Origin of the sequence: Streptomyces sp. cg35 (genome assembly GCF_050410835.1) — a bacterium.
In the GTDB taxonomy this organism is placed as follows: Bacteria; Actinomycetota; Actinomycetes; order Streptomycetales; family Streptomycetaceae; genus Streptomyces.
Genome location: NZ_CP191268.1, coordinates 3,395,788 through 3,421,378, shown reverse-complemented (window position 1 = coordinate 3,421,378; position 25,591 = coordinate 3,395,788). Strand labels below are relative to the sequence as shown.

General features: G+C 71.4%; 21 protein-coding genes. 14 read left to right on the top strand and 7 right to left on the bottom strand.

What is annotated here, in order from left to right:
- Positions 1-6: 6 nt before the first annotated feature.
- Positions 7-831, bottom strand: coding sequence for a purine-nucleoside phosphorylase (locus ACQUQD_RS15570; RefSeq protein WP_428952677.1), 825 nt, complete (start codon positions 829-831; stop codon positions 7-9).
- 128 nt (positions 832-959) lie between these two features.
- Positions 960-1,397, bottom strand: a complete 438-nt coding sequence (locus ACQUQD_RS15565) for a gamma-glutamylcyclotransferase (protein WP_428952676.1) — start codon at positions 1,395-1,397, stop codon at positions 960-962.
- Between the two features lie 87 nt (positions 1,398-1,484).
- Between ACQUQD_RS15565 and ACQUQD_RS15560 the strand changes: the two genes are divergently transcribed.
- Both ACQUQD_RS15560 and ACQUQD_RS15555 read left to right on the top strand, forming a co-directional pair.
- Entirely contained in the window at positions 1,485-2,933 is a 1,449-nt protein-coding gene (locus tag ACQUQD_RS15560) for an NAD(P)H-quinone dehydrogenase (protein WP_428952675.1), read from the top strand.
- Between the two features lie 197 nt (positions 2,934-3,130).
- Positions 3,131-4,093, top strand: a complete 963-nt coding sequence (locus tag ACQUQD_RS15555; protein WP_428952674.1) for a DeoR/GlpR family DNA-binding transcription regulator — start codon at positions 3,131-3,133, stop codon at positions 4,091-4,093.
- A gap of 48 nt (positions 4,094-4,141) precedes the next feature.
- On the opposite strand, the gene ACQUQD_RS15550 is transcribed toward ACQUQD_RS15555, so the two are convergent.
- Together ACQUQD_RS15550 and ACQUQD_RS15545 are read right to left on the bottom strand one after the other, a co-directional pair.
- On the bottom strand, positions 4,142-4,774 hold the full coding sequence (locus ACQUQD_RS15550) for a TetR/AcrR family transcriptional regulator (protein ID WP_428952673.1): 633 nt from the start codon (positions 4,772-4,774) through the stop codon (positions 4,142-4,144).
- 259 nt (positions 4,775-5,033) lie between these two features.
- A complete protein-coding gene (locus tag ACQUQD_RS15545) occupies positions 5,034-6,806 on the bottom strand; it encodes a biotin carboxylase N-terminal domain-containing protein (protein ID WP_428952672.1) in 1,773 nt (590 codons plus the stop codon).
- A gap of 352 nt (positions 6,807-7,158) precedes the next feature.
- Between ACQUQD_RS15545 and ACQUQD_RS15540 the strand changes: the two genes are divergently transcribed.
- Positions 7,159-7,641 carry a hypothetical protein gene (locus ACQUQD_RS15540; RefSeq protein WP_428952671.1) on the top strand — a complete coding sequence of 161 codons (483 nt, stop codon included), beginning with the start codon at positions 7,159-7,161 and terminating at the stop codon, positions 7,639-7,641.
- Here ACQUQD_RS15540 and ACQUQD_RS15535 read toward each other — a convergent pair.
- Positions 7,613-8,224 carry a Maf family protein gene (locus ACQUQD_RS15535; RefSeq protein WP_428952670.1) on the bottom strand — a complete coding sequence of 204 codons (612 nt, stop codon included), beginning with the start codon at positions 8,222-8,224 and terminating at the stop codon, positions 7,613-7,615. The two genes, ACQUQD_RS15540 and ACQUQD_RS15535, sit on opposite strands and share 29 nt — an antisense overlap.
- A 58-nt stretch (positions 8,225-8,282) precedes the next feature.
- Positions 8,283-9,872, bottom strand: coding sequence for an acyl-CoA carboxylase subunit beta (locus ACQUQD_RS15530; RefSeq protein WP_428952669.1), 1,590 nt, complete (start codon positions 9,870-9,872; stop codon positions 8,283-8,285).
- A 228-nt stretch (positions 9,873-10,100) separates the two neighbouring features.
- Between ACQUQD_RS15530 and ACQUQD_RS15525 the strand changes: the two genes are divergently transcribed.
- The 4 genes from ACQUQD_RS15525 (at position 10,101) to hutH (ending at position 14,916) form a co-directional block, all read left to right on the top strand.
- Positions 10,101-11,231, top strand: a complete 1,131-nt coding sequence (locus ACQUQD_RS15525) for an adenylate/guanylate cyclase domain-containing protein (RefSeq protein WP_428952668.1) — start codon at positions 10,101-10,103, stop codon at positions 11,229-11,231.
- Between the two features lie 41 nt (positions 11,232-11,272).
- On the top strand, positions 11,273-12,076 hold the full coding sequence (locus tag ACQUQD_RS15520) for an enoyl-CoA hydratase/isomerase family protein (protein WP_428952667.1): 804 nt from the start codon (positions 11,273-11,275) through the stop codon (positions 12,074-12,076).
- A gap of 76 nt (positions 12,077-12,152) precedes the next feature.
- A complete protein-coding gene (locus ACQUQD_RS15515) occupies positions 12,153-13,313 on the top strand; it encodes a diguanylate cyclase domain-containing protein (protein ID WP_428952666.1) in 1,161 nt (386 codons plus the stop codon).
- A 64-nt stretch (positions 13,314-13,377) separates the two neighbouring features.
- Complete coding sequence (gene hutH, locus ACQUQD_RS15510) at positions 13,378-14,916, top strand: histidine ammonia-lyase (protein WP_428957566.1); 1,539 nt, start codon at positions 13,378-13,380, stop codon at positions 14,914-14,916.
- A gap of 151 nt (positions 14,917-15,067) precedes the next feature.
- Here the strand turns inward: hutH and ACQUQD_RS15505 are convergent, their stop codons facing one another.
- Positions 15,068-15,355, bottom strand: coding sequence for a hypothetical protein (locus ACQUQD_RS15505; RefSeq protein WP_428952665.1), 288 nt, complete (start codon positions 15,353-15,355; stop codon positions 15,068-15,070).
- Positions 15,356-15,464: 109 nt separating this feature from the next.
- Between ACQUQD_RS15505 and ACQUQD_RS15500 the strand changes: the two genes are divergently transcribed.
- The 7 genes from ACQUQD_RS15500 (at position 15,465) to ACQUQD_RS15470 (ending at position 25,505) form a co-directional block, all read left to right on the top strand.
- Positions 15,465-15,803: a hypothetical protein gene (locus ACQUQD_RS15500; protein WP_428952664.1), complete on the top strand. Its 339-nt coding sequence runs from the start codon at positions 15,465-15,467 to the stop codon at positions 15,801-15,803.
- A 284-nt stretch (positions 15,804-16,087) separates the two neighbouring features.
- Complete coding sequence (locus tag ACQUQD_RS15495; protein ID WP_428952663.1) at positions 16,088-17,356, top strand: L,D-transpeptidase; 1,269 nt, start codon at positions 16,088-16,090, stop codon at positions 17,354-17,356.
- Positions 17,357-17,484: 128 nt separating this feature from the next.
- Entirely contained in the window at positions 17,485-18,966 is a 1,482-nt protein-coding gene (locus ACQUQD_RS15490) for an ABC transporter permease (protein ID WP_428952662.1), read from the top strand.
- Positions 18,967-18,998: 32 nt separating this feature from the next.
- Positions 18,999-19,682, top strand: coding sequence for an ABC transporter ATP-binding protein (locus tag ACQUQD_RS15485; protein ID WP_428952661.1), 684 nt, complete (start codon positions 18,999-19,001; stop codon positions 19,680-19,682).
- A gap of 163 nt (positions 19,683-19,845) precedes the next feature.
- On the top strand, positions 19,846-21,336 hold the full coding sequence (locus ACQUQD_RS15480; protein ID WP_428952660.1) for an ABC transporter permease: 1,491 nt from the start codon (positions 19,846-19,848) through the stop codon (positions 21,334-21,336).
- Positions 21,337-21,388: 52 nt separating this feature from the next.
- Positions 21,389-22,075 (top strand): ABC transporter ATP-binding protein, encoded by a 687-nt coding sequence (locus tag ACQUQD_RS15475; RefSeq protein WP_428952659.1) that lies wholly within the window; start codon positions 21,389-21,391, stop codon positions 22,073-22,075.
- A gap of 103 nt (positions 22,076-22,178) precedes the next feature.
- Positions 22,179-25,505, top strand: coding sequence for a S8 family peptidase (locus ACQUQD_RS15470; protein ID WP_428952658.1), 3,327 nt, complete (start codon positions 22,179-22,181; stop codon positions 25,503-25,505).
- The last annotated feature ends 86 nt before the right edge of the window (positions 25,506-25,591 follow it).

Here is a 25,591-nt window from a genome sequence, read left to right as displayed (position 1 = left end):
AACGGCTCAGATCTTGGCGAGGACCTTGGTCAGCAGCTCGCCCATGCGGGCGGCGGAGTCCCGGCCGGCCTGGAGGACCTCCTCGTGGTTCAGCGGCTCGCCGGACAGGCCCGCGGCGAGGTTGGTGACCAGGGAGATGCCGAGCACCTCCGCGCCCGCCTCACGGGCCGCGATGGCCTCCAGGACGGTGGACATGCCGACCAGGTCGGCGCCGAGGATGCCGGCCATCCGGACCTCGGCCGGGGTCTCGTAGTGCGGGCCGGGGAACTGGGCGTAGACGCCCTCCTCCAGCGTGGGGTCGATCTCCTGGCACAGCGTGCGCAGGCGCGGCGAGTACAGGTCGGTGAGGTCGACGAAGTTGGCGCCGACGATCGGCGACGTCGCCGTCAGGTTGATGTGGTCGGAGATGAGGACCGGCTGGCCCGGACGCATGCCCTCGCGCAGGCCCCCGCAGCCGTTGGTCAGCACGATGGTCTTGCAGCCCGCGGCGGCGGCGGTGCGCACCCCGTGCGCGACGGACGCGACACCACGGCCCTCGTAGTAGTGGGTGCGGCCCAGGAAGACCAGGGCGCGCTTCTCACCGACCTGGTACGAGCGGACCTTGCCGCCGTGCCCGGCCACGGCGGCACCGGTGAACCCGGGCAGCTCGGTGAAGGGGAACTCGGCGGCCGGTGCGCCCAGCACCTCGGCGGCCGGCGCCCAGCCGGAGCCCATCACGAGGGCGACGTCGTGGGTCTCGGCACCGGTGAGCTCGCGCAGGCGCGCGGCGGCGGCGTCGGCGGCGGCGTAGGGGTCGCCCTGGAGGTTGTCCGGAGTAACAGATGCGTTCACGCGCTTGAGGGTAGCCGCTCAAGTCCTACGCGCGTAGATGATGAGCCGCACGGTCTTGCGATCGTTGTCTTGTCGTTTCCGACGAACCTCGGTCCGCGCGCCGTGTCCGGGCCCGTTCCCGCGCCCGGCTAGCAGGGCCGTTTGCGCAGCTCCATCACGTAGTCGTGGGGGGCGCCGGCCGACTCGGCCGCGTCGCCGATCTCGCCCAGGTAGCGCGCGGAGGGGAGGCCGCCCTCATATCCGTTCAGGACGTACAGCCAGGCGGGTTCCCCGCCCTCCAGGGTGTCCACGCGCACCCGCATCCGCCGGTAGATGTCGAGGCCGACACCCTCCCAGCGGTCCATCGACTCCTCGTCCATGGGGGCGATGTCGTACAGCGCGACGAAGACCTGTGAGCGGGGCGCCTCCACGATCGTGGCCAGGGCGCCCTCCCAGCCCATGTGCTCGCCCCCGAACGTCAGCCGCCAGCCGTTGAGCCAGCCCGTCGCGCGCAGCGGCGAGTGGGGGGCGCGGCGCGTCATGAGCCGCGGGTCGAGATTGCCGGCGTACGCGGCGTAGAGCGACATGGGATCGAGGGTACGGCAGTCGGCTCGCGTGCTTGGAGCGAAGCGCACCGCACCCCGCCAGGGCGCCCTCTTGAACGGTGCGGGACAATGGCGTACGTGACTCGGATCGTGATCATCGGTGGCGGACCTGGCGGATACGAAGCGGCCCTGGTGGCGGCCTCGCTCGGCGCGGAGGTGACCGTCGTCGACTGCGACGGTCTCGGCGGCGCGTCGGTGCTGACCGACTGCGTGCCGTCGAAGACCCTGATCGCCACCGCCGAGGTGATGACGACGTTCGACTCCTCGTACGAGGAGCTGGGCATCATCGTCGAGGACGACACCCCCGACCCGGACAGCCCGGCCCGTGTCGTCGGCGTCGACCTCGGCAAGGTCAACCGCCGGGTGAAGCGCCTCGCGCTCGCCCAGTCCCACGACATCACCGCCTCCGTCACGCGCGCGGGCGCCCGTGTACTGCGCGGCCGGGGCCGTCTGGAGGGCCAGCAGGACCTCGACGGCTCCCGCAAGGTCGTCGTCACCGCCGCCGACGGCACCGAGGAGACCCTCACCGCCGACGCCGTGCTCATCGCGACCGGCGGCCACCCGCGCGAGGTCCCGGACGCCCAGCCCGACGGCGAGCGGATCCTCAACTGGACGCAGGTGTACGACCTGGAGGAGCTCCCCGAGGAGCTCATCGTGGTCGGTTCCGGTGTCACCGGCGCCGAGTTCGCCGGTGCCTACAAGGCGCTCGGCTCCAAGGTCACCCTCGTCTCGTCCCGCGACCGCGTGCTGCCCGGCGAGGACCCGGACGCCGCCGCCGTCCTGGAGGACGTCTTCCGGCGCCGCGGCATGAACGTCATGGCCCGCTCCCGCGCCGCCTCCGCCAAGCGCGTCGGCGACCGGGTCGAGGTCACCCTGGCCGACGGCCGGGTCATCTCCGGCACGCACTGCCTGATGGCGGTCGGCGCCATCCCGAACAGCAGCGGGATGGGCCTGGAGGAGGCCGGGGTCAAGCTCAAGGAGTCGGGCCACATCTGGACCGACAAGGTGTCGCGCACGACCGCTCCCGGTGTGTACGCGGCCGGCGACGTGACCGGAATCTTCGCCCTCGCGTCGGTGGCGGCCATGCAGGGCCGCATCGCGATGTACCACTTCCTGGGCGACGCGGTCACGCCGCTGAACCTGAAGACGGTCTCCTCGAACGTCTTCACCGACCCGGAGATCGCGACGGTCGGTTACTCGCAGGCCGATGTCGACGCCGGGAAGATCGACGCCCGTGTCGTGAAGCTGCCGCTGCTGCGCAACCCGCGCGCCAAGATGCAGGGCATCCGCGACGGCTTCGTCAAGATCTTCTGCCGCCCGGGCACGGGCATCGTGGTGGGCGGTGTGGTCGTGGCGCCCCGCGCCTCGGAACTGATCCACCCCATCTCGATCGCGGTCGACAACAATCTGACGGTCGAACAGATCGCGAACGCGTTCACCGTGTACCCCTCTCTTTCGGGCTCGATCGCCGAAGTGGCGCGGCAGCTGCACACGCGGAAGATCGCCGAGGAGGGCTGAGCCCGGACCGGGGCCGTTCCCTGGTGCATTCAACTAGCCGCAGGTCACGGTGAGTTGCGGCCCATGCGGTTGGCATAGGCGCGACGGGTAGGCATCCGGTCGCGCCTATACCACTTCCAGGGAAGTTGTGCGAACAGAACCTGTAATTCGGCGCAAACAGCTGAAAGCAGACGGTCGTTGGGGTTACTGTCAGTTTCGTGTTCGCTGCAGAACGTCGTCAATTGATCCTCGAAATGGTGCGCGCCAACGGGGCGGTATCGCTCCGTGAGCTCGCCCGCGTCGTCCAGACCTCCGAAGTGACCGTACGGCGGGACGTGCGCGCACTGGAGGCAGAAGGACTCCTCGACCGCCGGCATGGCGGTGCGGTATTGCCGGGCGGATTCACGCGGGAGTCCGGTTTTCCGCAAAAATCACATCTCGCGACCGCAGAGAAAACGGCCATCGCCGATCTCGCCGCGGGTCTCGTCGAAGAGGGCGAAGCCATCGTGGTGGGCGCGGGGACGACCACGCAGGAGCTGGCCCGCCGGCTCGCGCGTGTGCCGGGACTGACCGTGGTCACCAACTCCCTTCTGGTGGCCCAGGCGCTGGCACATGCCAACCGCGTCGAGGTCGTCATGACCGGTGGCACACTGCGGGGTTCCAACTATGCGCTGGTGGGCAGCGGGGCGGAGCAGTCCCTCCAAGGGCTGAGAGTGTCCCGGGCCTTCCTGAGCGGCAGCGGCCTGACGGCCGAGCGCGGGCTCTCCACGTCCAACATGCTCTCGGCGTCGGTGGACCGGGCCCTCGTGCAGGCCGCGGCGGAGGTCGTCGTGCTCGCCGACCACTCCAAGCTCGGCACCGACACGATGTTCCAGACGGTGCCGACGGACGTGATCACGCGGCTGGTGACCGACGAGCCGCCCGCGCACGACGACCGGGCCGCCACGGAGCTCCAGGCGCTGGCCGACCAGGGCGTGCAGATCGCCGTCGCCGGGTCGGGTCCCGCGTCGTCGTCGGGGGGCGGTGATTCCGTTCCGGCACGACAGCAGCGCCGGGATGTGCCGCTGCCGGGGCAGCGCCGGGGGCAACTCCCCGGCGGGAGCCATCCGTTGCGCAGCGCGGCCGCGCTCGACCCCGGTCCTGAACGGTCCGCCCGGGTCGCGGATCTGCGGCGCCGCTGAGGGGCGGGGAACCGAGACCCGGGGCGCTCCGCCCCGGACCCCCGCTCCTCAGGCATCCCCCGGACGTCGTCCGGGGGCGCCCCCAGCGGAGTTCGCGTTGGCCGCCGTGATCCCCCGGAGGGTGAGGCGGAGCAGGCGGTCCGCCAGATCCGGGTCCGACGGAGTCTCCTCCGCGGCCAGCGCGATCGCGTTGGTGAGCTGGAGCAGGTCCGTGATGGAGACGTCCTGGCGCACCGCGCCGGCCCGCTGGGCCCGGGTCAGCAGCGCCTGCCCCGCCTCCCGCATCGGCGTACTGCACCGTGCGAGCGCCGAACTCGCCTCCCGGGAGGCCGACATGAGCGCCCCGGACAGACCCCGGTACTCGCTCGCGTGCGTGATGACCTCGCGCAGCCATGTCACGAGCGCCGCACACGGCTGCGGTGCGTCGAGCAGGGCCCGGGAGCGGGCGAGCAGATCGCTCACCGCCTCCTCGAACACGGCGCTCACCAGGGCGTACCGGTTCGGGAAGTGCCGGTACAGCGTGCCGATGCCGACCCCGGCGCCGCGGGCCACGTCCTCCAGGGACGCCCCCGTGCCGTGCTCGGCGAACGCCTTGCGGGCCTGGGTGAGCAGCCGCTCGTAGTTGCGGCGCGCGTCCGCGCGCATGGGGCGGGCGCGCTCGTACTCCGTGCCGGACGTCATCGGGCCTCCCTGGGCGTGCGCGGGGCCTTCAAGGATGCCTGATCATTCCGCGGCGCCGACGCGGAGGGCGGGCCACCGCGGGGACGTCCGGCAAGAAACGTCCTGGAGCATGCCATGGACATCGGCGACCGGCACGTACGGGCTGCGCCCGGCGTCGTACGGGAGCCGTGACGGCACGCGGCCGGGCGGGGGAGAGCGCCGAAGCGCCCGCCGGTCCGCAGTACGGTCCGACGGGCGCTTCGCGCGGGCTGGTGGTGCGTCAGTCCTTGATCTCGCAGATCGCGGCGCCCGAGGTGAGGGAGGCGCCGATCTCGGCGGACAGACCCTTGACGGTGCCCGACTTGTGGGCGTTGAGGGGCTGTTCCATCTTCATGGCCTCCAGGACGACGATCAGGTCGCCCTCCTTGACCTCCTGGCCCTCCTCGACGGCCACCTTGACGATGGTGCCCTGCATCGGGGAGGCGAGGGTGTCACCGGAGGCGGCCGGGCCGGACTTCTTGGCCGCGCGCCGCTTCGGCTTCGCGCCGGCCGCCAGACCGGTGCGGGCCAGCGACATGCCGAGCGACGACGGGAGGGAGACCTCCAGGCGCTTGCCGCCGACCTCGACCACGATCGTCTCGCGGTCGCCGTCCTCGTCCTCGGCGTCCGCGCCCGCCGGGGCGAACGGCGGGATGTCGTTGACGAACTCGGTCTCGATCCACCGGGTGAAGATGGTGAACGGGTCCTGCGAGCCGGTCAGTTCGGGCGCGAACGCCGGGTCGACCACGACCTTGCGGTGGAACGGGATGGCGGTGGCCATGCCCTCGACCTCGAACTCGGCCAGCGCGCGGGCGGCCCGCTGCAGGGCCTCCTTGCGGGTGCGGCCGGTCACGATCAGCTTGGCCAGCAGCGAGTCCCAGGCCGGGCCGATCACCGAGCCGGACTCGACGCCCGCATCCAGGCGGACACCCGGGCCGGCCGGGCCCTCGAACCTGGTGACGGTGCCCGGCGCGGGCAGGAAGTTGCGGCCCGGGTCCTCGCCGTTGATGCGGAACTCGAAGGAATGACCGCGCAGTTCGGGGTCGCCGTAGCCGAGCTCCTCGCCGTCGGCGATCCGGAACATCTCGCGCACCAGGTCGATGCCCGCGACCTCCTCGGTCACCGGGTGCTCGACCTGCAGACGGGTGTTGACCTCCAGGAAGGAGATCGTGCCGTCCGCGCCGACCAGGAACTCCACGGTGCCCGCGCCGACATAGCCGGCCTCCTTCAGGATCGCCTTCGAGGAGGAGTACAGCTCCTCCAGCTGGGCGTCCGAGAGGAACGGGGCCGGGGCCTCCTCCACCAGCTTCTGGTGGCGGCGCTGCAGCGAGCAGTCACGGGTGGACACGACCACCACATTGCCGTGGCTGTCGGCCAGGCACTGGGTCTCCACGTGCCGCGGCTTGTCCAGGTAACGCTCCACGAAGCACTCACCGCGGCCGAACGCGGCCACCGCCTCGCGCACCGCGGAGTCGTACAGCTCCGGCACCTCCTCGAGCGTGCGGGCGACCTTCAGGCCGCGGCCGCCGCCGCCGAAGGCGGCCTTGATCGCGATCGGCAGGCCGTGCTCCTCGGCGAACGCCACCACCTCGTCCGCACCCGAGACCGGGTCCGGGGTGCCGGCGACCAGCGGGGCACCGGCGCGCTGCGCGATGTGCCGGGCGGCGACCTTGTCGCCCAGGTCCCGGATGGCGTGCGGCGGCGGGCCGATCCAGATCAGCTCCGCGTCCAGCACGGCCTGGGCGAACTCCGCGTTCTCCGACAGGAATCCGTAGCCCGGGTGGATCGCGTCCGCGCCGGAGTCCTTCGCCGCCTGCAGCACCTTCTGGATGTCCAGGTAGCTGGTCGCGGGGGTGTCACCACCCAGCGCGAAGGCCTCGTCGGCCGCGCGGACATGCAGAGCGTCCCGGTCCGGTTCGGCGTAGACGGCAACGCTCGCGATCCCGGCGTCCCGGCACGCCCGGGCCACGCGGACAGCGATTTCGCCACGGTTGGCGATGAGCACCTTGCGCACGATGGCTCCCTCCTTGAAACAAGCCGAGTTTAGGGACTGCCGACACGGGCTTACGACCCGTCCCCAATGGTGAGCTTGCCCACACGGAGTGTGACTCGAGGCTCGCTCGGTCCGCGAAATCCCTTGTCTCGCCTGGCTGTGCGGGATCCCTCGGTGGAACCCTAACCCTCGGATGTGGTCAAGGTCTCTGTGAGACCGCGCTGCGGCCCGTCGGCATTCTTTGTGGAGTCCCTACGAATGGCCCAACGATTCTTTGCGTTCGGCAGAACCCTTGTACGGAGGTTTACCCGTTAGTAGCGTTCGCGATGTCTCGAACGTACTCGGGGTAACCGACAGTCGTACGCGGAAGTGGGTGGGACCGGTGGCGCGCAGACCGGTGGCGTGGGTGGCCGCGATCGTGTTGTTCGTGGAGGCGATCGGGATCGTGCTCCTGAACGGATTCCTGGGGCTGGTCGTCGACCGGCAGGACATGTCGCTGGCCGGGCTCGACCCGCGGGCGATGTCCGTGGGGGCCTGGGTGGCGGGCGCGGTGTTCGGGCTCTACCTGGTGCTGTGCGCGTTCGTCCTGGCACGGGCGGCGGCCACCGACCGGTCGCCGGGCGGCTTCGGGCGGATCCTGCTGATCAGCGCGGCCGTGGTGCACGGCCTGCTCGGCGCGTTCTCCATCGGCCTGGTGGGCTGGCTCGCCTTCGTGGCGATGATGGTCGTGCTCGCGCTGATCGTGCTGACGCTGGTGGCGTACGACCGCCGGGACAGCACCCCGGAGGGCGACGACAAGGGCGCCGCCGCTCCGCCGGCTCCGCCCGCTAGTTCACCGGAGCCCACAACTCCGTGATGCCGACGCCCAGTTCGGCCAGCAGCCGGCGGAGCGTGGGCAGCGACAGGCCGATGACATTGCCGTGGTCGCCCTCGATGCCGTCGATGAACGGCGCCGAGCGGCCGTCGAGCGTGAACGCGCCCGCGACGTAGAGGGGTTCACCGGTCGCCACGTACGCGGCGATCTCCTCGTCGCTCGGCTCGCCGAACCGCACGACCGTGGACGCGGTGGCCGAGGCGTACCGGCCGGACGCGGTGTCGTAGACGCAGTGGCCGGTCTGCAGGGTGCCGACGCGGCCGCGCATCGCCTTCCAGCGGGCCGTGGCGTCCTCGGCGTCGGCGGGCTTGCCCAGCGCCTCGCCGTCCAGGTCGAGGACCGAGTCGCAGCCGATGACGATCGCGCCGTGCGCGTCGGGCCGGGCGGCCACGACGGACGCCTTGGCCTCGGCGAGGGCGAGGGCCAGCTCGGCCGGGGTGGGCGCCGTCACCGCGTCCTCGTCGACACCGCTGACGATCACCTCCGGCGCGAAGCCGGACTGACGCAGCAGGCCCAGACGGGCGGGGGACTGGGAGGCGAGGATGAGGCGGCGCGCGGCTGTCATGCGGGCCAGCGTAGGGGAACCGCCCTCCCTCAAAGAACGCCGAGTCCGCCGGGCGCGGTCACAGGGGGATGTTGCCCCGGTGCGTCCGCGGCGCCGGGGCCGCCTCGTTGCGCAGTGCGCGCAGCGCCTTGGCGATGTGCGCCCGCGTGGACGAGGGGGTGATGACCGCGTCGATGAAGCCGAGCTCGGCCGCCGCGTACGGCGTGCAGTAGCGGTCCTGGTACTCCTGCTCCAGCTGGGCCCGGACCGCCTCGATGTCGCCGCCCTCGGCCTGCACCTGCGCCAGCCGGCGGCGGTGCACGATGCTCGTCGCACCCTGCGCCCCCATGATCGCGATCTCCGCGCTGGGCCAGGCCAGGTTGACGTCGGCGCCGAGGTGCTTGGACCCCAGCACGTCGTACCCGGCGCCGTACGCCTTGCGCGTGATCACGGTGACCATGGGGACCGTCGCCTCCGCGTAGGCGTAGATCAGCTTCGCGCCGCGCCGGATGATCCCGCTCCACTCCTGGGCGGTGCCGGGCAGGAAGCCGGGCACGTCCACGAACGTCAGGATCGGCACGTTGAACGCGTTGCAGGTCCGCACGAAGCGCGCCGCCTTCTCGGCGGCGTCGATGTCCAGGCAGCCGGCGAAGTGCAGAGGCTGGTTGGCGACGACGCCGACGCTGCGGCCCTCGACGCGGGCGAAGCCCACCAGGATGTTGCGCGCGAACAGCTCCTGGACCTCCAGGAACTCGCCGTCGTCGACCACTCCCTCGATCGCCTCGTGCATGTCGTACGGCTCGGTCGGCGAGTCGGGGACCAGCGAGTTCAGCTTCTTCTCGCGGTCCAGCGGGGCGCGGTCGACCAGCGGCCTGCCCGTCCAGTCCAGGGCGTCGAAGACCGGGGCCTCGCCGGCGTTGTTGTCGGGCAGGTGCGACAGCAGCACCCTGACGTAGGACAGGGCGTCCTCCTCGTCGGCGCCCAGGTAGTGCACGTTTCCCGACTTCGTGCTGTGCGTCCTGCCGCCGCCCAGGTCCTCGAAGCCGACGTCCTCGCCGGTGACCGTCTTCACCACGTCGGGGCCCGTGATGAACATGTGCGAGGTCTGGTCGACCATGACCACGAAGTCGGTGAGCGCGGGGGAGTAGGAGGCGCCGCCCGCGCAGTACCCCATGATCAGCGAGATCTGCGGGATCTGGCCCGACGCCTGCACGTTGCGCTGGAAGATCTCCCCGTACATCGCCTGGGACTCCACCCCCTCCTGGATGCGGGCGCCGCCCCCGTCGTTGATGCCGATGAGCGGCCGGCCCGCCTTCATCGCCAGTTCCATGATCTTGAGGATCCGGCGGCCGTGGACCTTGCCGAGCGAGCCGCCCTTGTAGCTGGCGTCCTGGCTGAAGACGCAGACGGTGCGGCCGTCGATCTCCCCGTATCCGGTGATCACTCCGTCGCCGTACTCGCCGCCGGCGTCCGCCTCCGACTCGGGGCGGGCGAACGTGTCGAGCTCGACGAAGGACCCGGGGTCCAGCAGGAGATCGATGCGTTCCTGGGCGGTCAGCCGGCCCTTCGGATGCTGCTTCTCGGGGTCGCCGTGGACGCGGACGGGCGGCTCGTCATCGCGGGGCCGTCGGGTGTACGCGAGCCCGTGGGCGCAGGCGACATCGTCCATCTGCGGCCTTTGTAGGGGCGCGGGGAACCGCGCGAGAAGCCCCGCCGGACCCGCACTCGCCGACGCCACCACAAGAGGCACCCCCGGACAGCGCCACGACCCGGCGCACCCATGTCAAGCGGCGCCCGGGAAACACCCGCCCCGAACGGAGTGACCTGGCGCACAGGTGCTGCCGTAGAGTTGAGCCCGGTCGATACCTGACCGCGGCAGATCGGAAGGGCAGCAGGCGTGACCGTCGACGACTCGGGCTCCGGCACGGGCTCCCCACCCGACCCCGAGAAGCCGGAGGGGGATGACAAGGACGCAGCGGACGCGGCGGATCCCCTCGCGCTGCGGCTCGAACAGCTGATCCTCGGGGCCGAGCGCCGCTACACCCCGTTCCAGGCGGCCCGCAGCGCGGGCGTCTCCATGGAGCTGGCCTCCCGGTTCTGGCGGGCCATGGGCTTCGCCGACATCGGGCAGGCCAAGGCGCTGACCGAGGCCGACGTACTGGCCCTGCGCCGACTGGCCGGTCTCGTCGAGGCGGGGCTGCTCAGCGAGGCGATGGCCGTGCAGGTCGCCCGGTCGACGGGGCAGACCACCGCGCGGCTCGCCGAGTGGCAGATCGACTCCTTCCTGGAGGGCCTGACCGAGCCCCCGGAGCCGGGCATGACCCGCACCGAGGTCACGTATCCGCTGATAGAGCTGCTGCTGCCCGAGCTGGAGGAGTTCCTCGTCTATGTGTGGCGGCGTCAGCTCGCCGCGGCCACCGGGCGCGTGGTGCAGGCCGGGGACGACGAGGAGATGGTGGACCGGCGGCTCGCGGTCGGGTTCGCGGACCTCGTGGGGTTCACCCGGCTGACGCGGCGCATGGAGGAGGAGGAACTCGGCGAGCTCGTCGAGGCCTTCGAGACCACCGCGGCCGATCTCGTCGCCGCGCACGGCGGACGCCTCATCAAGACGCTCGGCGACGAGGTGCTGTTCGCCGCCGACGACGCGGGCACGGCCGGGGAGATCGCGCTGCGGCTCATCGAGACGATGAGCAACGACGAGACGATGCCGGAGCTGCGGGTCGGCATGGCGTTCGGCACCGTCACGACGCGGATGGGCGACGTGTTCGGCACCACCGTGAATCTGGCGAGCCGGCTCACGTCGATAGCGCCCCGGGACAACGTGCTGGTCGACGGCGCCTTCGCCGAGGAGCTGATCCGCACCGCCGAGGCGCCGGCCTCCGAGGCCGAGGCGGCGGCCGCCGCGGAGAAGGCGGCGGAGCAGGGCGAGGAACCGCCCGCGTACCGGTTCGCGCTGCAGCCCATGTGGCAGCGGCCCGTCCGCGGTCTCGGCGTCGTGGAGCCCTGGACGCTGACCCGGCGCACCTGACACCCTTGACGGTTAACTGGCGTTAACCGGAAGGGTGAGTCATGGGTGATGAGCAGCGGTTCGGGGAGTTCGTGGCCGTACGGCGGCACGAGAGCGGGACCGTCGCCGAGTTGGTGCTCGACCGGCCCAAGGCCATGAACGCCGTGTCCAGCGACATGGCGCGCTCCCTCGGTGCCGCCTGCGAGGCGCTGGGCGGCGACCGCGCCGTGCGGGTCGTCGTCGTCACGTCCAGCAACGAGCGGGCCTTCTGTGTCGGCGCCGACCTGAAGGAGCGCAACTCCTTCTCGGACGCCGAGCTGGTGCGCCAGCGGCCCGTCGCCCGGGCCGCGTACACGGGCGTGCTGGAGCTGCCGATGCCGACGATCGCCGCCGTGCACGGCTTCGCGCTCGGCGGCGGCTTCGAGCTGGCGCTCGCCTGCGATCTGATCGTGGCCGACGCGAGCGCGGTCGTGGGCCTGCCCGAGGTGTCGGTCGGCGTGATCCCCGGGGGCGGCGGTACGCAGCTGCTGCCGCGCCGGGTCGGAGCCGCCCGGGCCGCCGAACTGATCTTCTCGGCGCGCCGCGTGGAGGCCGTCGAGGCGGGTGAACTCGGGCTCGTCGACCAGGTGGTGGCGGCGGGGCAGGACCGGGCGGAGGCGCTGGCGCTGGCCGCGCGGATCGCCGCCAACTCGCCGGTCGGGCTGCGCGCCGCCAAGCGTGCGCTGCGGCTCGGGCACGGGCTCGACCTGCGGGCCGGTCTGGAGGTGGAGGACGCGGCCTGGCGGTCGGTGGCCTTCTCCGGGGACCGGGCCGAGGGCGTCGCCGCGTTCAACGAGAAGCGCAAGCCGCAGTGGCCGGGCGAGTGACCCCGGGGCCCGGGCGGCCCCCGGGACGGGCGTACTGAATTCACCGAAATGCCGGAAACCTTCCTAACCTGAGTCAATGGGTGAGGACGTCCGGCTGCGCGCCGTGGTGACGCTCGCGCAGGGCATGGCCGCTGCGCAGAGCCCGCGCGAGTCCTGGCGGGCGGCCGCCGTCGGCGCCTGCCGTGCGCTGGCCGGGAACTTCGCCGCCCTGTCCGTGTGGGAGCGCGAGCGCGGCCGGCTCCGGGTCCTGGTGAACGTGGGGGAGCGGGCCGAGGGGGAGGAGCGCTTCCCGGAGGACGAGACGTATCCGGTCCACGAGTTCCCGGAGATCACCGAGTTCCTGCACGAGCGGTGGGCCGGGGGCGGCGAGCCGAACGCCTGGGTCGAGACGGCCGACGGCCCGGTCGACCGGGCCGGCTACTGCCACCAGCGGGTCGCGGCGCTGCGCCGGCGCCGGCGCGGCTGCTGTGTCGTCGCGCCGATCGTGCTGCACGGGCGGGCCTGGGGCGAGCTGTATGTCGCGCGGCAGACGGGCATGCCGGTGTTCGGGCCGGAGGACGCCGACTTCGCGACCGTCCTGGCGTCCGTGGTCGCGGCCGGGATCGCCCAGACCGAGCGCCTGGAGGAGGCGCGCCGGCTCGCCTTCACCGACGCCCTGACCGGCCTCGCCAACCGCCGGGCCGTCGACATACGGCTCGACGAGGCGGTGGAGCGGCACGTCGCCGAGGGCGCTGTCGTCAGCCTCGTCGTCTGCGATCTGAACGGGCTCAAGCGGGTCAACGACACCCTCGGGCACGCCGTCGGCGACCGCCTCCTGGAGCGGTTCGGCTCGGTGCTCTCGCTGTGCGGGGCGATGCTGCCCGGGGCGCTCGCGGCGCGGCTCGGCGGCGACGAGTTCTGCCTGCTGGCCGTGGGGCCCTCCGCCGACGAGGTCGTCCGGGTCGGCGAGGAGGTCTGCGCCCGCGCCGCGGGGCTGGAGCTGGGCGACGGGGTGGCGGTCGGGATCGCCTCGACCGGCGATCCGATCGGGGAGGTGCGCAGCGCCCGCCGGCTGTTCCGGCTCGCGGACGCCGCGCAGTACCGGGCGAAGGCGTTGCGCGCCGCGAAGCCGGTCGTGGCGGGCCGGGACGGGGGTCTGGCCGACCCCGTGGTGCGGCTGGCGGACTCGCCCCCGCCGGTGACCGGGGACGGCGAGCGGCGGCGGATCCGGGGCCGGGACGGCGATACGCGGGGGTAAGGGGCGCCGCCGGAACTCGGTCGTGACATCTTGAGATTCACTGCGTACGCTCCTGAATATGGATATGCACACTGTGGTGGTGGGGACGGCCGGGGTCACCGCGGCCGATGTCGTCGCCGTGGCGCGCCGAGGCGCCCGGATCGAACTCTCCGAAGAGGCCGTGGCCGCGCTCACCGCGGCCCGCGAGATCGTCGACGCGCTCGCCGCGAAGCCGGAGCCCGTCTACGGGGTCTCCACCGGGTTCGGCGCGCTCGCCACCCGGCACATCAGCCCCGAGCTGCGCGCCCAGCTCCAGCGCAACATCGTGCGCTCGCACGCGGCCGGGATGGGCCCGCGCGTCGAGCGCGAGGTCGTGCGCGCGCTGATGTTCCTGCGCCTGAAGACCGTCTGCTCCGGGCACACCGGGGTCCGCCCCGAGGTCGCGCAGACCATGGCGGACGTGCTCAACGCCGGGATCACCCCGGTCGTGCACGAGTACGGCTCGCTGGGCTGCTCCGGCGACCTCGCGCCGCTCAGCCACTGCGCGCTGACGCTCATGGGCGAGGGCGACGCCGAGGGCCCCGACGGGGTCGTACGGCCCGCCGGCGACCTCCTCGCCGAGCACGGCATCGCGCCGGTCGAGCTGCGCGAGAAGGAGGGCCTCGCGCTGCTCAACGGCACGGACGGCATGCTCGGCATGCTCGTCATGGCCCTCGACGACCTGGACAACCTCTACAAGGCCGCGGACGTGACGGCCGCGCTGTCCCTGGAGGCGCTGCTCGGCACCGACAAGGTCCTCGCGCCCGAGCTGCACGCCATCCGCCCGCACCCCGGGCAGGCGGCCAGCGCCGCCAACATGCTGGCCGTGCTGGCCGGTTCGGGCCTGACCGGGCACCATCAGGACGACGCGCCGCGGGTGCAGGACGCGTACTCCGTGCGCTGCGCCCCGCAGGTCGCCGGGGCCGGCCGGGACACCATGGCGCACGCGCGGCTCGTGGCCGAGCGGGAGCTGGCGTCCGCCGTCGACAACCCCGTCGTGCTGCCCGACGGCCGCGTCGAGTCCAACGGCAACTTCCACGGCGCGCCGGTCGCCTACGTGCTCGACTTCCTCGCGATCGCGGCGGCCGACCTCGGCTCGATCTCCGAGCGCCGCACCGACCGCCTCCTCGACAAGAACCGCTCGCACGGCCTGCCGCCGTTCCTCGCGGACGACGCCGGGGTCGACTCGGGCCTGATGATCGCCCAGTACACGCAGGCGGCGCTGGTCAGCGAGATGAAGCGGCTCGCCGTGCCGGCGTCCGCGGACTCGATCCCGTCGTCCGCGATGCAGGAGGACCACGTCTCGATGGGCTGGTCGGCCGCGCGCAAGCTGCGGACCGCCGTCGACAACCTCGCGCGGATCGTCGCCGTGGAGCTGTACGCGGCCACGCGGGGCATCGAGCTGCGGGAGGGTCTGGAGGCCGCGCCGGCGTCGCGGGCGGTCATCGCCGCGGCGCGCTCCGCGGGCGTCCAGGGACCCGGGCCCGACCGTTTCCTCGCGCCTGATCTCGCTGCGGCGGATGCGTTCGTGCGGAGCGGGGGGCTGGTGGCCGCCGTCGAAGGGGTGACGGGGGCGCTGGCGTAGCGCCTGGGCGCCGTCGGGGGCGGGGATTCTGTGCGAGTGCCGCTTCAGTGTGGTTGCTCGCGCAGTTCCTCGCGCCCCTTCGCGCCGTGGGTGCCGAGGGGCGTGCGCGAGGGCGGCCCGGTGGGGGTGGCTCGCGCAGTTCCCCGCGCCCCTAAAGGGCGCCTTCCAACGTACGGCCCCTGCGGACGGAGTACGTCACGAAGCCGACGCCCAGGCCCAGGAAGACCGAGCCGCCGACCACGTACGGCGTCGTGTCGACGGTGCCCGTGTCGGCCAGCCGGAGCTGCTGGTCGGACTGGGTGTCGACCGCGGTGGCCGTCTGGGCCTGGTCGGTGCCGGTGTGCTCGGGTGTGGCGGTGGCGTTGGGGACGAACCACAGGGCAGCCAGGAGCGTCCCGGCGGCGGTGGCGGTGAACAACGATCGACGTGCGGCGGACACGGAAGCGATCCCCCTTGTGGCGCTGGCGAATTGGCCGTGTGAGCCGATGTTAGTGAAAGGTGCGGGTCACGGGAAAGTCACGAGTGGAACGGGTCGTACGCTCCGGCGTATGAGCACTGATGAGACGTCACGTTTTGTTCGTCTGAAGGTGGAATTGGTCCTGGAGGTCGCCGACGTCGAGGCGCTGACCGGGGCCGCGCTGCAGCGCGTCGCCGAGGACGAGGCGATGCCCGTCGAGGAGCGCGCGCACGCCGAGAGCGCCGTCCAGGAGGACGAGGCGGAGGCCGTCGCGTACCTCGTGGACCCGTTCGACCTGGTCGGCGATGTGCCGGGGGCCGAACTCGTCCAGGCCTCGTGGTCCAGCGAACAGGTCGACTACGACCCCGATTCGCCGGATTGGGACCTGGACGAGGATGATGACGGGGAGGGCGCCGGGGAGCGCGGGTAGCGGCTGACGGAACGGGACACCCCGGGCGGCAACCGCCGCCCGGGGTTTTGTCGTCCCGCAGGGGGAGAGACGAAAGTGGAGTGAGGGGATCACGGGGGCGCCGTTACCACCGGTGCATCAGTGGTCACGGCCTTCAACGACGTGGCGTCGCCCACATCGGGGCGTTTTCGGGAACGGGGCGAACCGGTCACCGCGTTGTGTACGTGCAAGGGGAACCTCTGTGTTCTCCGTGACCGGACTCGGGGCGGTCGGCAATGTTCGGGGAAGTCGGGAAATCGGCGACTATGGAGAAGCGTGTGATGACGGACGGTAAGCGGCGCAAGGGCCTGATGGCCGCGTCCGCTGTGCTCGGTGGCGTGCTGGTGCTCTCTGCGTGCAGCGGGAGCGACGGCGACTCGGGCAGCTCGTCGAGCGGCAAGAAGGAGTCGCAGGCGCAGGCGGACGAGGCCGCGGCGAAGAAGACCTCGCAGGCCGAGATCAAGATCGCCCCGAAGGACGGCTCCGACAACGCGAGCATCAACAACGCGGCGAAGGTCACCGTGAGCAAGGGCACGCTCACCGACGTCACCATGACCACGGCCGACGGCACGGCGGTCGCCGGCCAGATATCGGCCGACAAGAAGAGCTGGAAGCCCACGAACCAGCTCGAGCGCGCGACGACGTACAAGATCGCCGCGACGGCGAACGACGCGGACAACCGTGCCGCGCACGAGAACGCGTCGTTCACCACGGTCTCCCCGGACAACAGCTTCATCGGCAACTTCACGCCGGAGGACGGCTCGACCGTCGGCGTCGGCATGCCCGTGTCGATCAACTTCGACAAGGCGATCACCAACAAGTCGGACGTGCAGTCCCACATCACGGTGTCGTCGAGCAGCGGCCAGGAGGTCGTCGGCCACTGGTTCAACGCCAACCGGCTGGACTTCCGCCCCGAGGACTACTGGAAGGGCGGCTCCACGGTCACCCTGAAGCTGGACCTCGACGGGGTCGAGGGCGCGGACGGCGTGACCGGTGTCCAGCAGAAGACCGTCACGTTCAAGATCGGGCGCAACCAGGTCTCCACGGTCGACGCCAAGACCAAGCAGATGACCGTCACCCAGGACGGGAAGACGATCAAGACCATCCCGATCTCCGCCGGTTCGCCCGACAACAAGACCTACGAAGGCCAGATGGTGATCTCCGAGAAGTTCAAGGAGACCCGGATGAACGGCGCGACGGTCGGCTTCACCGACGACGACGGCAAGGGCGAGTACGACATCAAGGACGTGCCGCACGCGATGCGTCTGTCGAACTCCGGCACGTTCATCCACGGCAACTACTGGGGCGCCAAGTCGATCTTCGGCTCGGTGAACACCAGCCACGGCTGTGTCGGTCTGTCGGACGCCAAGGGCGCCAACGACTCCAGCACGCCCGGCGCCTGGTTCTACGACCACTCCATGGTCGGCGACGTCGTCGTCGTGAAGAACACCGGCGACAAGACGGTCCAGCCGGACAACGGCCTGAACGGCTGGAACCTGAGCTGGGCGCAGTGGAAGGCCGGCTCCGCCGCCTGACCCGCCCCGTCCCCGACGAGCCCCGGTACGCCGCGCGTACCGGGGCTCACGGCGTCGGCGCCCGGCACTTATGAAGACCGCATGCAGCACACAGCTCAGTGCCAAGCAGTGTCCCTACTGTCCGCGTCATGTTCCTCACCTACCTCAGGCGTGAATGGAGACGGCGCCGGAAGGCCGCCCTCGTCGTCGCCTCCGGGCTCGCGCTCGGCATCGCGCTGGTCATCACGGTCACCTCGGTCTCGGCCGGGATGAAGCAGGCCCAGAGCAAGGTCCTCGCATCCCTCTACGGCCTGGGCACCGACATGACCGTCACCAAGGCCGCCGAGGCGCCGTCGAAGAGCGGCCAGGGCGACCGGCCGAACTTCACGTTCGACGCCAACAGCGAGGACAGCGACAAGGAGCAGTCCACCGACCGCGTCATGACGGCCGGCGGCCAGACCCTCAAGTCGTCGCTGATCGCCGACGTCGCCGGCCGGCAGGGCGTCGGCTCCGCGACCGGCGCGCTCCAGCTCAGCGTCATGAAGGTCTCCGGTTCCTTCACCCAGGGCAAGGCCACCACCGGCGACTCGGGCTCCGGGTCCGCCGGGAGCGGCCGGCCCGGCGGCACGGGCGGCGCAGGCGGTCAGGGCGGTGTGCAGGGCGGCGGCGCGAACTTCGACGTCAACTCGTACTCCGTGTACGGCATCGACGTCGCGCACCAGGGCCTCGGCCCGCTCTCCACCATGGAGATCACCAAGGGACGCACCTTCAAGTCATCCGAGGCGAACGCCAAGGTGGCGGTCCTGTCGACGTCGTACGCCAAGGAGAACTCCAAGGCCGTCGGCGACACCCTCACCGTCAACAAGGTGAAGTACGAGGTCGTGGGCATCGCGCAGGCGAGCAGCAGCGACTCGACCGGCGACGTCTATCTGCCGCTGAAGCAGGCGCAGACGCTCGCCGACGCCAAGAACAAGGTCTCCACGATCTACGTCCAGGCGACCGACTCGAAGCAGATCGACAGCGTCAAGGCGGCCATCCAGAAGAACATCCCGGGGACCACGGTCACCACCTCCTCGGACCTCGCCGACTCGGTGTCCGGCTCCCTGTCCACCGCCTCCGACCTGGCGGCCGGCGTCGGCAAGTGGTTGTCCGTGGTCGTGCTCGCCGCGGCCGTCCTGGTCGCCGCGCTGCTCACGTCGTCGGCCGTCTCGCGCCGCGTGCGGGAGTTCGGCACGCTCAAGGCGCTCGGCTGGAAGTCGGGGCGCGTGACCCGGCAGGTCGCCGGTGAGGCGTTCGTCAACGGCCTCATCGGCGGTGTCCTCGGCATCGCGCTCGGCCTCGTCGCCGCGTACGCCGTCACGGCGTTCAGCCCGACCCTCACCGCCCAACTCGGCAGCTCAGGCGGCCAGATGAGCGGCGGACCCGGCGGTGGCGGCATGGGCGGCGGACCCGGCGGCGGCGGCCGGAGCGCCGCGCGCACCGTCGACGTCGCCCTGTCCGCGCCGGTCAGCCTCTCCACCATCGCGCTCGCCGCGCTGCTCGCCATCGGGGGCGGGCTGATCGCCGGGGCGTACGGCGGCTGGCGGGCCTCGCGACTGCGCCCGGCGGACGCGCTGCGCCGCGTCGAATAGCCCGACCGCCCCTTTCCGAACAGGAGTTACCCATGTACGAACTGCGCGGCGTGACCAAGCAGTACCGGCGCGGCAAGGACACCGTCGACGCCCTGCGCGGCGTCGACCTGACCGTGGCGGACGGCGGCCGCCTCGTCATCCAAGGTCCCACCGGCGGCGGCAAGTCGACGCTGCTGCAGATGCTCGGCGGCCTCGACCGGCCCACCGTGGGCAGCGTCGAACTCGACGGCGTCGACCTCGCGACCCTGTCCGAGACCAGGCTGACCCGGGTGCGCAGCGAGAAGATCGGCATCATCTTCCAGTCCTTCAACCTGATCCCGACGCTGACCGCGCAGGAGAACGTGGAGACGGCGCTCGTGCCGCTCGGCCTGAAGGGCGGCGACCGGCGGGAGCGGGCCGCCGAGGCGCTGAAGTCGGTGGGTCTGGGGGAGCGGCTCGCGCATCTGCCCTCGGAGATGTCGGGCGGCCAGCAGCAGCGCGTCGCCATCGCGCGGGCGCTGGTGAAGAACCCGAAGGTGCTCCTCGCCGACGAGCCGACCGGCAACCTCGACGAGTCCATGCGCGACGAGATCATGGACGTACTCGAAGCGCAGTGGAAGGAGCACGGGCTGACGTTCATCATGGTCACCCACGACTCGGCGATCGCGAAGAAGGCCCCGCGCCTCGCCACGATCCGCAAGGGCCGCATCACCGTGACGGAGAAGGCGGCCGCCTGACGGCCCGACGGGTCTCATCCCGTTCTCATCCTGGCCTCACGGAACCCTTACAGCGTCCCCATACGGTTTCGCCGCAGCGGGAGCCGCAGCGACACAGATCGCCGCTGCTCCCGCTGATTCCTGTCAGCGCCCCGTGCCGGGGCCGTTCATCGGCGAGGCTTCGATGTTCTTCACCTACCTCAGGCGTGAGTTGCGCCGCCGCAGAAAAGCGGCGCTCGTCGTCGCCTCCGGGCTCGCACTCGGGATCGCGCTCGTCATCGTGGTCAACTCCGTCTCCTCCGGCATGAGCCAGGCACAGGACAAGGTCCTGCAGTCCCTGTACGGCCTGGGCACGGACATGACCGTCACCAAGGCCGCCGCCGCGCCGAAGGAGGGCGAGACCGGCCGCCCGCGCTTCAACTTCGACGCCAAGGACAGCGACGCCGACGACGCCGACAAGGAGCAGAGCACGGACCGGGTGATGGTGCAGGGGTTCCAGACCCTCGCCTCCTCCACCGTCACGAAGGTCGCGCGGCAGAAGGGCGTCGACGACACCGTGGGCGGTCTGAGCCTGCAGGTGATGAAGGTCAGCGGCCAGTTCACCCGCGGCCAGTTCAAGCAGGACCCGCAGAGCGGCGGCGCCCAGCGCGGCGGCCCCGGCGGCGGCAGCGGCCAGCCGCAGGGCCGGGTCGAGGGCGGCGGCGCCGACTTCGACGTCAACTCCTACTCCGTGTTCGGCACCGACGTCACCAAGCAGGACCTCGGCCCGCTGACCTCCTCGAAGATCACCGAGGGGCGGACCTTCAAGACGTCCGAGACGGACGCCAAGGTCGTCGTCGCCGACGCCTCCTACGCCAAGGAGAAGAAGCTCGCCCTCGACGACAACGTCACCGTCAAGGGCACGAAGTACAAGGTCATCGGCATCGCGACGCCCGACAGCGGGGACGCCGCCGCCAATCTGTACCTCCCGCTGAAGCAGGCCCAGACGCTCGCCGACACCAAGAACAAGGTGACGACGGTGTACGTCAAGGCGACGGACTCGCAGCAGATCGACGCCGTCAAGTCGACCATCCAGAAGAACATCTCGGGCACGACGGTCACCACGTCGGCCGACCTCGCGGACACCGTCTCCGGGTCCCTGTCCACCGCCTCCGACCTCGCCTCGAACGTCGGCAAGTGGCTGTCGATCGCGGTGCTCGTGGCCGCTTTCCTCGTCGCCGGTCTGCTCACCTCGTCGGCCGTCTCGCGCCGTGTGCGGGAGTTCGGCACGCTCAAGGCGCTCGGCTGGAAGTCGGGCCGGGTCACCCGTCAGGTCATCGGCGAGGCCGTCGTCAACGGGCTCATCGGCGGCGTCCTCGGCATCGCCGTCGGCCTCGCGGGCGCCTACGCCGTCACCGCCATCAGCCCCACCCTCTCCGCCCAGCTCGGCAACAGCGCGGGCGGCGGCGCAGGCATGGGCGGCGGTCCCGGCGGGGGCGGCGGCTTCGGCGGCGGCATGATGCGCCAGGCCGGCGGCGGCAAGACCCTCGACATCGCGCTCAGCGCCCCGGTCTCCGCCGCCACCATCGCCCTCGCGGTCGGCCTCGCCGTCGCGGGCGGCCTGATCGCCGGCGCGTTCGGCGGCTGGCGGGCCTCGCGACTGCGCCCGGCCGACGCGCTGCGCCGCGTCGAGTAGCAGCAGCCCTGCACGGGCATCCAACCCCCTTTCGTACCGCAGGAGTTGCACCATGTATCAGCTCAGAGGCGTCACCAAGCAGTACCGGCGCGCCAAAGACACCGTCGACGCGCTGGCCGGTATCGACCTGACCATCGGCGACGGCGACCGGCTCGTCATCCAGGGCCCCACGGGCGGCGGCAAGTCGACGCTGCTGCAGATGCTCGGCGGTCTCGACCGGCCCACCGCGGGCAGCGTCGAGCTCGACGGCACCGATCTGGCGAAGCTGCCCGAGGCCCGGCTCACCAAGGTCCGCGCCGAGTCCATCGGGTTCGTGTTCCAGTCCTTCAACCTGATCCCGACGCTGACCGCGCAGGAGAACGTGGAGACGGCGCTCGTGCCGCTCGGCCTCAAGGGCGGCGACCGGCGGGAGCGGGCCGCCGAGGCGCTGAAGTCGGTGGGTCTGGGGGAGCGGCTCGCGCATCTGCCCTCGGAGATGTCGGGCGGCCAGCAGCAGCGCGTCGCCATCGCGCGGGCGCTGGTGAAGAACCCGAAGGTGCTCCTCGCCGACGAGCCGACCGGCAACCTCGACGAGTCCATGCGCGACGAGATCATGGACGTACTCGAAGCGCAGTGGAAGGAGCACGGGCTGACGTTCATCATGGTCACCCACGACTCGGCGATCGCGAAGAAGGCCCCGCGCCTCGCGACGATCCGCAAGGGCCGCATCACCGTGACCGAGAACAGCCCCGCCCGCTGACGGATTCGCGTTCCGATGCAACCTGTGGCCCCCCTGTGTGCTCTCTACGCAGGGGGGCCGATCGCGGTCCTCCGTCGGTGAACCACCTTCACCAGGGGGAAAGTTGCACAGACAGGGACATTCCCGTACACGTCGCGGCGCGGCTCTCGTCGCAGCGGCCGCCGCCGTCGCGCTGGCCGCCGGGCTGACCGTCCCGTCGGCCGCGGCGCCCGCGTCCGCCGCGGCGCGCCCCGGCCAGGACCTGAAGCCCAGGACACACGTCACGCTCATCACCGGCGACCGCGTCGCGCTCGACGCGAAGGGCAAGCCGGTCGGGCTGCAGCGGGCCGAGGGGCGGGAGCGCATACCCGTGCAGACCCGCAGGACCGGCGGGCACACGTACGTCGTGCCGGCCGACGCGCGGCGGCTGATCGCCGACGGCCGGCTCGACCGGCGGCTGTTCGACGTCACCGAACTGTCCAAGCCCGCGTACACCGAGGCGCGGCGCGGCAGCCTCAAGGTCATCGTCGGCTACCGGGGAGCGGCGACGGCCGCCCGGGCCGAGGTGCGCGACGCCGGTGACACCACCGTCCGGCACCGCCTGACGACGCTCAACGCCGACGCGGTCAGCACGCCCCAGGACGACGCGGGCAAGCTGTGGGACGCGGTGACGAACGGCAAGGGCGCCGCCGCCTCCGGCGTCAGCCGCATCTGGCTCGACGGCGTGCGCCGGGCGAGCCTCGACAAGTCCGTGCCGCAGATCGGCGCCCCCACGGCGTGGGCCGCCGGGTACGACGGCAAGGGCGTGAAGATCGCCGTCCTGGACACGGGTGTCGACGCGACCCACCCCGACCTCAAGGACCAGGTCCTCGAGGCGAGGAACTTCACCGCCGCCGCCGACGCGACCGACCACTTCGGGCACGGCACCCACGTCGCGTCCATCGCGGCCGGCACGGGCGCCAAGTCGGGCGGGACGTACAAGGGTGTCGCCCCCGGCGCCAAGCTGATCAGCGGCAAGGTCCTCGACGACGACGGGTTCGGCGAGGACTCCGGCATCCTCGCGGGCATGGAGTGGGCCGCGGCGCAGGGCGCCGACGTCGTCAACCTCAGCCTCGGCGGCGGCGACACCCCGGAGATCGACCCGCTGGAGGCCGAGGTCAACAAGCTCTCGGAGCAGAAGGGCATCCTCTTCGCCATCGCCGCCGGCAACGCGGGGCCGCAGTCCATCGGCTCGCCCGGCAGCGCGGACGCCGCGCTCACCGTCGGCGCCGTCGACGACAAGGACAAGCTGGCCGACTTCTCGTCCACCGGGCCGCGCGTCGGTGACGGCGCGATCAAGCCGGACGTGACGGCGCCGGGCGTCGACATCACGGCCGCCGCCGCTCCCGGCAGCGTCATCGCCAAGGAGGTCGGCGAGAAGCCCGCCGGGTATCTCACGATCTCCGGTACGTCGATGGCGACGCCGCACGTCGCCGGTGCCGCCGCGATCCTCAAGCAGGAGCACCCGGACTGGACGTACCAGGAGCTGAAGAGCGCGCTCGTCGGGTCGGCCAAGGGCACCGCCGGGCTCACCCCGTTCCAGCAGGGCAGCGGCCGCATCCAGGTCGACCGGGCCATCAAGCAGAGCGTGTTCGCCCAGGACGCCTCGGTGGGCTTCGGTGTCGCGCAGTGGCCGCACACCGACGACCCGGCGCTCACCAAGAAGGTCACGTACAAGAACACCGGCACCGCGGACGTCACCCTCGACCTCGCGGTGTCCGCCACCGGCCCCAAGGGGCAGGCCGCCCCCGCGGGCTTCTTCACCCTCGGCGCCCCGAAGGTCACCGTGCCGGCCGGCGGCACCGCCTCCGTCGACCTGACCGCGAACACCCGGCTCGGCGGCACGCTCGACGGCGCGTACTCCGCGTACGTGACGGCGACGGGCGGCGGCCAGTCGGTGCGCACGGGCGCCGCCGTGCAGCGCGAGATCGAGTCGTACGACGTGACGCTGAAGCACCTCGGGCGGGACGGAAAGCCCCAGTCGACCTATCTCACCGACCTGTTCGGGTACGAGGGTCTCGGCAAGGACGCGGTGTTCTCCGCGCCGCCCAGCGACTCCGGCGCGGTGACCCTGCGCATGCCCAAGGGCACCTACCTCCTGGACGGACTGCTGGCGAAGGACCTGGAGAAGTTCGAGGGCGGTGTCGACTGGATCGTGCAGCCGAAGCTCAGCGTCACCAAGAACCTGTCGCTGACGCTGGACGCCCGGACGGCCAAGGCGGCCGACATCACGGTGCCGGACGCCGCGGCCGTGCCGCTGAGCGCGATGGTCGACTACTCCTACGACCCGGCCATGACCGGACTCTCCGTGATGCTCGGCTCGTTCGCCGACATCCGCGTGGCCCCGCTCGGCGGCGACGTGCCCGGCGGCCTCACGCAGAACTGGTTCGGACAGTGGACCAAGGCGAACGGCACCGAGTACGACGTCGCGACCAGCGCCAAGGTCCCGCAGCTCCAGGGCGCCAAGGTCAAGCACTTCAAGGCGTCCGAACTCGCCACGGTGAAGAACGAGTTGGGCGCTCCGGCGCCCGGCAAGACCGGTGCGCTCGGCGTCACCGGAGTGCTCCCCGGCGACGCCGTCTTCGGTGTGCCCGTGGAGCAGAAGCTGCCCGCCACGCGCACGCTGCACCTGTCGACCGGGAACGGGATCCAGTGGGGCCTGGACTTCGTGCAGTACGCGGGCAAGGACGCGGAGGGCTTCCCGATCGAGGAGTCCTTCTACACGCTGGGCGCCCCGCAGACGTTCAAGGCGGGCAGCAGCTACACGAAGACGTTCAACACCGCCGTGTTCGGGCCCCGGATCGGCGGCGAGTACGGCCTGTTCCGCGACGGGAACGCCGTCTACGGCTCGCTGCCGCTGTTCGCCGACGGCAAGACGCACGCGGGTTCCTCCACGTTCTCCTCGGTCGTGACGTCGCTCTACCGCAACGGCACGAAGATCGCCACGAACGACGACCCGCTCTTCGGGTACGAGGAGTTCAAGGTCCCGTCGGGCGACGCCGCGTACAAGCTGACGACCTCGGTCAAGCGCAGCGCGAAGGTGGGGACCACCACCAAGGTCAACGCCAGCTGGTCGTTCCGCTCGAAGAAGACGGCGGACCTCACCAAGCTCCCGGCCTCCGGCATCCGCTTCGCCGCGGCCGTCGGCCTGGACAGCAGGGTGCCCGCCGGAAAGACCCAGTCCGTCCCGGTCACGGTGCAGGGTGCGGCCGCGGGCGGCAACCTCAAGTCCCTTTCCGTGTACGTCTCCTACGACTACGGACAGACCTGGAAGAAGGTGACCGTCAAGAACGGGAAGATCTCCGTCAGGAATCCCGCCAAGGACAAGGCGGTCTCCTTCCACGCCAAGATCACCGACAAGAAGGGCAACCTGTCGACGATCTCGGTCTACAACGCCTACTACGGCAAGTAGGCGCGAAGAGGCAGTAGTTGACGCGCGAGGGCGTTACGCCCAGCGCTGATATCGCGAGCGGCCCGCCCCGGTCCATGGCCGGGGCG